The sequence below is a fragment of the Runella zeae DSM 19591 genome (assembly GCF_000423565.1).
GTDB lineage: Bacteria > Bacteroidota > Bacteroidia > Cytophagales > Spirosomataceae > Runella > Runella zeae.
Map to the genome: position 1 here is coordinate 1 of NZ_AUIF01000081.1, position 9,225 is coordinate 9,225.

Annotated in this window: 6 protein-coding genes; all 6 read left to right on the forward strand. The window is 43.0% G+C overall.

What is annotated here, in order from left to right; all coding sequences use genetic code 11:
• The first annotated feature begins 514 nt into the window (after nucleotides 1-514).
• Nucleotides 515-1,882, forward strand: a complete 1,368-nt coding sequence (locus G563_RS37110) for a replication initiation protein (RefSeq protein WP_051211056.1) — start codon at nucleotides 515-517, stop codon at nucleotides 1,880-1,882.
• Nucleotides 1,883-2,291: 409 nt separating this feature from the next.
• A complete protein-coding gene (locus G563_RS0117745; RefSeq protein WP_028666491.1) occupies nucleotides 2,292-5,057 on the forward strand; it encodes an SdrD B-like domain-containing protein in 2,766 nt (921 codons plus the stop codon).
• Between the two features lie 534 nt (nucleotides 5,058-5,591).
• Nucleotides 5,592-6,650 (forward strand): hypothetical protein, encoded by a 1,059-nt coding sequence (locus G563_RS0117750; protein ID WP_028666492.1) that lies wholly within the window; start codon nucleotides 5,592-5,594, stop codon nucleotides 6,648-6,650.
• 4 nt (nucleotides 6,651-6,654) lie between these two features.
• On the forward strand, nucleotides 6,655-8,019 hold the full coding sequence (locus G563_RS0117755) for a TlpA family protein disulfide reductase (protein ID WP_028666493.1): 1,365 nt from the start codon (nucleotides 6,655-6,657) through the stop codon (nucleotides 8,017-8,019).
• A gap of 112 nt (nucleotides 8,020-8,131) precedes the next feature.
• Nucleotides 8,132-8,626, forward strand: a complete 495-nt coding sequence (locus G563_RS0117760; RefSeq protein WP_028666494.1) for a hypothetical protein — start codon at nucleotides 8,132-8,134, stop codon at nucleotides 8,624-8,626.
• 357 nt (nucleotides 8,627-8,983) lie between these two features.
• Nucleotides 8,984-9,225 (forward strand): hypothetical protein (locus G563_RS38140; protein ID WP_157585435.1); only part of this gene is annotated, 242 nt, incomplete at its 3' end.

Below are 9,225 nucleotides of genomic sequence, written 5' to 3' on the forward strand. Positions count from 1 at the left end.
ACCATTACTACGAAAAATCCCCTAATTCAATATTTTACTCAAAAAAACAAAAAGATACTAAAAAAGTAATAAAAAATCCCTTTTTAAAAACAGAAATTAAAAAAAAACAAAATTTTTTCTGTTCTGTTTTTAATCTTTTTAAAAAAAACAAAATGTAAATAATGTCGGTAGGCATAACTATCTGAATTTCAGTGTATTATGAGCTTAACTATCACCATTACTACGTTAACTATCACCATTACTACGAAAAACACATTTTAACTATCACCATTACTACGTTAACTATCACCATTACTACGAACTATTATCACTATTACTACGAAACTTTTTGGGTATGAAAAAAAATGTGGATAACTCGCCAAAAAATGTGGATAACTTTTTTTATTCCTCTTTCCTCGCCCTTAATATCACCATTACTACGAAACTTTTTTTGCTGCTAAAACTATCACTTTGTTTTTTTGCAGTGATAGTTTTGTTTACTTTGTGACTTTATCTTTTTATTTTAAAGGAAGTTATGGCCAAAAAATCACATAAAAGCTATGCCAAAGAGGATGTTAGATTTATAAAAAAAGCGAATGAACTAGTAGAAGCCCGTTATAAATTTGACATATGGGAGACAAGAATCTTCGCTGTTACCCTTTCTATGATTCAGCCTTCAGACCCTGATTTTAAAGAATACAAAATCAATGTAGGGCAAGTCATCGAAGATTTTGGACTCAGTAAAGGAGGAGATATCTATCAATTTTTGAGGGATGCAGCTTTGAATCTTCAAAAAAAAATCATTTCTATTCACAGCGAAAGAAATGGCTACAAAACAGAATTAACGATCCCACTATTTTCAGGAATTGAGCGGGTAATTGATGAGCGAGCCAAGAAAGACACCGAAAAAAATATATGGGTAACCTTTGAACCTAGGCTAAAACCTTTCTTGCTGGAGCTCAAAGCTCGATATTTGATTTATGATATTCGAAGTATCCTGTCCATAAAAAGTGTACATTCTATACGCATCTATGAGCTACTGAAGCAATACGAAAAAATAGGAAATCGTATTTTTGATATAGACGAACTAAAACTCATATTAGGTATTGCTCCTAACGAATATTCTCTCTATGGTCACTTCAAAGATAAGGTCATTTTGAAAGCGCAAGATGACCTCAACACTAACAAAGAAACTGATATCAAATTTTCTTTTGAAGAAATCAAGCAAGGGCGCAAGGTAGTAAAGTTGAAATTTAATATCATACCACACCAACCCGAACGCCTTTCTACCGTGAGTTGGCCGCCTGCACAAATAAAAGAGGAACTCTCATTGGATGAACTAAGCGCACTGATTGAAGGGCTGATTCCAGAAGATACCCTTCGGCAGTGGGTCGCAAAAAGCTCTTTTGATGAAGTGAAGGTAGCAATCATTTATACTATGCAGAGAATCAAAGCAGGCGACAAAATAAAAAATGTGGCCGCTTACGTTTCAAAATTGATTTTTCAAAAGAGCCTTCCAGAATTTTTTGGTACTGTTCCGCCTGCCCAAAATAAAGTAGTAAAAGAGGCACAAATCCACCAAAAACAAGAAAGGTATCGCTTAGAGCAGCAACTAGAACGACTCAAAGTTGAGCATTATGAAACTCAAAAAAACATCGTAGAAGGTATTTTTAAGCATAACGAAGCCGTTAAGTATCAGATAATTGAGGATTTGAAATACAGTCGTGACTGGGATAGAAAACGAACCGACCAACAAAACTTAGAAAGAGAACATATAAAAACACTCATTTTTATGAAAGCAATGCAAAGATTCCCCGAGTATTTTGTAGCTCTCAATGAAACCTTTGAAGTTGAATCAACAGCGTTGAAAAAATCATTGAGACAACTTGGATGGATAGGTTAACAAAGAATTAATATCGTCAGACCGTATCCAATGAAAAGAAGATTTTAGTGTTGAATGTATTCGTTTGCTGCACATTATCACCTTTCAATGATACATTTAAGTTGATTTGCACGAAGTTTGTATAAATACTTTTAGGATGTTTTTACAATAAACAGAAGTCTTCATAAGTGTTATTTGGGTAAAGTATTGTTATCTCTCCGTTGGTATTTGCCGGCGGAGAGATTTATGAAAAGTGGTCTATTTGGCATTAAAATTGATGATCTTTCTCTTCCTCGCTGTGTATGGGTAAGGAGGGGTGTATTTATACAGAATGTGTACATTCGGAGCTATTCGACACCTAGAAAAAACAGCTAAACTTTCTTTTGTACAATTAGTGTAGGTGCATTCATAATTATAACCCCTTACAATTATGAATCGTAAATACACAGGTATTCCCCTGAGCGGCATCCGTGCTGGTCTCAGCGGATGGCTGGTGAGTATGATGGTTCTGTTTACTTTACCCATTTTAGGACAAATTTCGGGGAAAGTTTATCAGGACTTTAATGCCAATGGCATACAGGATATCACCGCCAGTTTCAATGAACCAGGCTATCGCGGTATCACCGTAACAGCCTATAATAGTAGTGGAACGCAAGTCGGTATGACTACGACCACTATCAATGGTACTTACTCCATACCCAATGTGACAGGCCCGGTAAGAATAGAGTTTACAGCCTTACCTTCCACTTACTTCAGTGGACCTCTAGGAGCGCAAAATGCGTCCACAGTGCAATTTGTGACGGCTCCCGCCATCAATGTAAACTTAGGTATCAATTATCCTGCCAATTTTTGTCAATCTAGCCCCGCACTTGCTACTCCGTGCTACCTCAATGGTGTAGCAAGTGGAAATGGAGATGTATTTGTCAAATGGCCTTATAATGACTCCGGAACCTCTGGTACTAACATCAAAAAGCTTGCCAATCAAACCCAAGCAGGAGCACTCTATGGGGTAGCCTACGACCGAGCTTCCCAAAAACTCTACAGTAGTTCGTTTGTCAAGCGCCATGTAGGATTGCCAGATTTAAACAACGATGGAAAGGGGGACTTAGCCAACATTTTTGTTACCAATACTACCACCAATACTACTACGCTTTGGCTTGACCTTAGTAGCCTAGGACTTAACTTTGGCACCATTGCCAATGATGCTGGCCGAGGTCTCAAGGGGCTAGACGAAGCTTCAAATGACCCTACCGCTTTTGGGCTGGTAGGTAAAGCAGGAATTGGCGATATTGATTTGTCGGACGACGGAAAGACACTGTATTTGACGAATTTGTTCGACAAAAAACTCTATGCTATTGATGTTTCCACCAAAACTGTGAAAGGTAACTGGACTGTACCACAAACCTGCTCAAACAACGAATCGGTCAATTTTGGTTTGAAATATTATCAAGGGAACCTCTATGTAGGGCAAGTGTGTACCGCACAAACCAGCCAAAACAGTGCGGATATCAAAGCGACCGTTTACAAATTTGATGGCGCCAATTTTACCGCTGTCTTGAGTTTTCCCCTTGATTATACGAAGGGGTATGTATTTATCAACTGTCCTTCGGCTGATGTCTCTAAATGGCACCCGTGGGCAAACGATTTTAGCAATTTTACTATTTGTGGAAATCCTCCCGGACTCACCACGCTTTTTTATCCCCAACCCATCTTGAGTGATATTGAATTTGACCCCACCACAGACAATATGATTCTGGGCTTTCGTGATAGATCCGGCGATCAGACCGGGCTCAACAACTTTCTACTTACAGGAGGACTTACCTCCAATGGCTATGGGTATGAAGGTATGACAGGCGGCGATATTTTGGCAGCTTCTCTTAATGCCAATGGCACTTACACCCTCGAACAAAACGGAAAGGTGGGTACCCTTACGGGAGGACTCGCCAATGGGCAAGGGCCAGGTGGGGGAGAGTTTTTTACAGGTGAAGATTTTTCCAACGGCCAGCAACTCAACCATCAAGAAGTCTCGATGGGGGCGCTTACGGTGCGGCCGGGTAGCCAAGAAATCGTTCAAACTATCTATGATCCTATCACGGGGACACCTGACTCTTATCGGAGCGGCGGTGTGCGGTTTTTTAATGCCCAAAACGGACAAGCGGTCGATGCCTTTCAATTATATCAAATTAATTCGGCGGGCACGTTAGGTAAATCTAATGGCTTGGGCGATTTGGAGCTATTGTGCGATTTGTCTCCGATTGAGATAGGAAATCGGGTGTGGAAAGACCTAAACAACAACGGCATTCAAGACGCTGACGAACCGCCGCTCGTGGGCGTGACCGTCAAATTGAGCGATGCTACGGGTAATGTATGGGGTACTGCAATCACCGACGCTAAAGGGGAGTATCGCTTTTCGTCGGCACCAGGTTCGAGTACAGCAAGTGCAAAATATGGCTTGCCTATTTTACCCACTACTAATTATACCCTTAAAGTAACCTCCTTAGGCAATGACCCATCGGTACAAGGGGTTGGATTGACGAGTGTAAGCCCAGTGATTGGCGAAACCGCCAATGCTACCAATACAGGTGGGACGCTTCATAACAGCGACGCATTTATCGTGGTGGGTTTTCCTACGATTTATCTTAAAACGGGCGTAGCTGGGGCCAACAATCATACCTATGATTTTGGTTTCAAAAGCCTTGTCTTTGATTTGGCTTTACGCAAGCAGCTTTCCATAGCCCAGATGGCTACTTTAACTCCAGGCAGCACCGTGACATTTACCATAACCGTATTCAATCAGGGCACGCTCAATGCTAGCGATGTTCAGGTGACGGATTATGTACCAGTGGGTCTAACGCTCAATGACGCCAATTGGACGCTTGTGGGTAGCCAAGCCACCCTCAAAACGCCCATTGCCACTCTAGCGCCGGGCGAAAGCACGACTCGTACCATCACCTTCACCATCAATGCTAATGCAACAGGTACCATATTCAACCTCGCCGAAATTAGCAGTGCCGAAGGAGGAACAGATGTCGATAGCCATTTGGATACTAACCCTACGAATGATAAAAATACCAGAAACGACGAGATCGGCGAAAATGGTAAGAATGGCGGGGATGAAGATGACGCTGACTACGAAACCATTACCATAAGATGCCTAGAGGGATGTGTACCAGTTAATGCCGTAGTTCAGCCCTAAAATTTTATTTACCCCTATATTTTAATATAGTGTGTTGTCGACTCCCTATGAGCAAAGCTCATAGGGAGTTTTGATAGTATCTACCTCTGCGTTGGCACAATATTTGTTGAAGGCGGGCGGCTGCTCTGTAAAATAAATTTTGAATAATAGGCTCTCTGAATGTGTCCTTTCGATTCATGTTGTCACCTTTCAAGCCGTTGAATGTGCTTAATAGTACAATCCTTGAAAGCATACTGTCAAGGTGATAACTATACCTGCATTGAATTTATGGCTGGGACATTGAGAAAAACATAGTCCTAGTTTTTCATTTTTTTGCCCTATCATATTCCATTTTGGGGGTAAGGTTTGGTGAAGAAGATGTAAAAGTCAATGCGACAAAACAATCTAACCTTTTATCCCAACTTTGAGAAAATGAGAAGAAACACTACTGACAAGACGATTCCTAACGCTTACATCTCACATTTAACCTAAAACTTTTATATAACAGACTTTTAATCAATTTTTTAGCGCGTATCACTTTAACTTATCACTTTTATGAAATCGAATTTTTCACGTTCACTTTTTGCGGCATTTTTGATTGTAGCCGGTTATGTCGGCTCCTTTGCCCAAACCACTGTTACACTGCCAGCTATTCCCTGTTCCAATTGCAACGGACCGGGGGCATTTGCTACATCAGCTCCTGCCTGTACCTCTGGGTTGGTCGGCGCTCCACTAACCATGTCTTGGGGCGCCGCTTCCGGTGCTACCTCGTATACCATTATGATTGCCACCGATGCCGCGCTCTCCCAAAATGTAGCCACCTATACACAGACCGGTACGTCGCTCTCTGTTCCTGCATTGGCTCTTAAACCAAGCGTTACCTACTACTGGACTGTATTTGCCAACAGTGCCACTGGGTCGACTAAAGCAACAGGTGGAGTCTGTACGTTCAGCACCAATACGACTTGGACGGGCACTTCATTAACCGGGGGCTTCCCGAATGGGGGGGCGGGAGATCAGTTGCTTAACCAAGGCATTGCCGGAGGATACTATGACTGTCGTACGGGAGATGGTACCTGTGCTTCGGGGGACAATCTGCTCTGTAACCCACAATATAAAAGTATATCCGCTCAAACCTTTGTGCCGAATTGGATATTTCTGACTTATTATACTAGCACTCCAGTGAGCTATGTTGGTGGCGGTGGATCAGGAACCAATTTTACGGGAGTTTATTTACCGTCTATTAGTGGAGTAGGTACTCCTCCTACCGGTACAACTACCGGGGCCGCACTGGGAACCACATCGGGCTATGTTAATATGACTGCCTATCAACCATTATATATAACAAACACTTCAGGAGTGGCCGAAAACTATAAGGTGTCATTTTGGGCTAAAGGTAGTATTGCTAGCAGAACTAATCTTGTTTTAGGTTTAGATGATAATCCTGTTGGTTACGACTCAGATGTTACTACTCCTCTTAACACTTCCTGGACACAGTATTCATTTAGTACGCTTAGAGTAGACCCCGGTACTAAAGTTTCAAGGTTTTATATAACACAAACATCTAGTCCTGATACAGCATGGATAACGGATATTGTATTGTGTAAACTGTAATGGAATGAATAGATACGCTATATGTTGGGTGTTTTGTCTGGTTGCAATAATCTACAGTTATGGGCAGGAGCAGCATAACACATTAAACGGAAAGTTCGAGCAAATTGCCGCAGGCAAAGGCCGAAAAGTAATATTGCTGGGGTATGAAGGAAAATTGCCAAAAAGTATCGATACCGTCAGGGTAGACAATGACGGCCGTTTTTCGTTACGTTACCCGCAACATTACCGGGGGATGGGGCTAATACAGGTACAGGGGGCACAGGGCGAAATACCGGTGGTACTAACAACCACAGGAGCCAGTCCACAACAGTTTACACTCACGGCCAATGGTAACCTGATGTTTGCCGACAATAGCCCTAATGCCCGGTACTATACCTACCAGCAAAGCAGCAATAGTTACACAACACGGCTTGAGCAGATCGGGAAACTCAGCAAGTATTACCAACCTGCCAGCGTATTTGGAGCAGCATTGGCGGAAGAACAAAAAAACGTAGAGCAGGCACGGCTTGGATTCTTAACCGGACTGGATACACTCAGTGGTGATGTAGGCTATTTCTTACGCTTGCAGGAAAGTTTGACCGCCATGAATGTCTTGTTGGGGTCTGAAATACAACCGCCCCTTCAAAAGCTGCAAGCTGCTCAAAAGCAGTTTGAAAAGGTTGTTCATTTCGATGATGAGCGCCTGTGGCACAGCAACATCCTGCACCGCTTGGTGTATAGCTACTACAGCCTGTCGTCGGTATTAGAGGGGGGGCATCGGCACGCTGGCGATTTTCTGGCAGAGCGTTTGGCCAATTCACCCTACAAAACCACGTACATCGAGGAAATCATCGGTGTGCTACAGGGGCAGACGGAAATGGCTGAATATTTCAGTCAAAAAATGCTGGCTGCCAATGAACAATGCGATGACATCAAAGGCAACGATATACCCGGTAAAATCAAGCGTCAGTTAGAGCAGTACAGCCTGCTGAAAGTCGGCAACCCAGCCCCCGATGAACTTTTGGAAAACGGTAAACGCATAAGCGAGTTGTCGGGAGCCTATAAGCTGATCGTGTTTTGGGCGAGTTGGTGTGAGCACTGCCAAAAAGAGCTGCCGGAGCTACGGACAATGTACGCCGATCTGAAAAAGCAGGACATTGAAGTGGTAGCAATGGGCATGGACGACAATGCCGATATTCATCGGATCGTCAGTCAACCCAACCCTTGGATCAGCCACTTTGTGGGCCGTGACTGGAATGCCCCCGTCACGCAGCATTATCGGGTTTTCGGGACTCCTACCTTTTTTCTGGTAGATAAAGAAATGAATATAGTGGCAAAGCCCAAATCAGTGGCTGAGGTAAATCAATGGTTAAATCGTAACAAAATCTAATGGACTGTTACAGTTTACTGATTAACAATACGAATGAGCCGCAGAATATGGCTTAAACCATACACCGTAAGCTCTAAACAATGAATTAATAACATTTAAAATTCAGGTAATCATGAAAAAATTCATGTTTCAACTCATAGTTTTTTGCCTGTTTTCTGTGGCAAGCTATGCCCAAAGTGCCTCTTATGTACTTTCTGCCGCATCGGGCGGAACCGGCTACCAATGGTATAAAGATGGTGCCGCCATTTCGGGAGCTACCTCGGCTACCTATACCGCCACCACAACGGGTAGCTATTATGCTACTTTCAATAATGGGACTTGTGCTACCAGCACCCCCACTACGGTATTGGCAACCTCGGGATCTTCGGTGACATTCAATGCAAGCTCTACGTCGGGCACAGCCTATCAATGGAAAAGCGGTGCGAGTGGTTCTGCATCCAACATTAGCGGGGCAACCTCGGCAACGTATAGTACCTCAACGGCAGGGATCTATTCGGTGGCAGTTACGACAAGTTCATGTACTGCCGGTTCGACCGATTATTATCTGTACTATTTGTCGGCCTCCGGCAATTGCGCTGCCGGAAATACCCCGCCCAGTGTCAATTAGAAGGGAGTATTTTTCTTATGAAAAATGGTAGGCAAATCACATCCTGATGATTTCCGGAGGATAAATCTATGAGCTTACTTCAATAATGTTGAACAGCTTATGGAGGAGATGCTTTGCCGCTTTTTACCGGTTTTGTACAGCAGCAATAAGATATTCCTTTTTCGGCCCCTTATTCGAAGAGCATAGTTTGCCCGGTACAGCACGGTTTTGAAAAGTAAAGATTGATAAGATGGATACATAACCAACTTTAATAAAATGAGGATTTATACACCAAAATATACGAAGTGGTGGGGTCTGTTTATACTGATGCTATGGGTAAGCTATGCGGCTTTAGCAAATAGGGATTTAATAAACAGCGTGGTAACAGTTTCGTCAGATCTGACGAGTCATGTTACGAGTACACCGCCGTCAGGAACTGTCATCACCTGGCATTCCGGTTCGCCGGCAACGGATGCCAATAAAGTGGCAGACCCAACCGCCGTAGGGCCGGGTACTTATTTTGCGGCCTATTATGATGCAACCAATTTGTGTTACAGCCCCGCGTCCGCTCCCGTACAAATAGCCGGGGGTAACATTCAGGCAAGCAACGTATGTCCTGC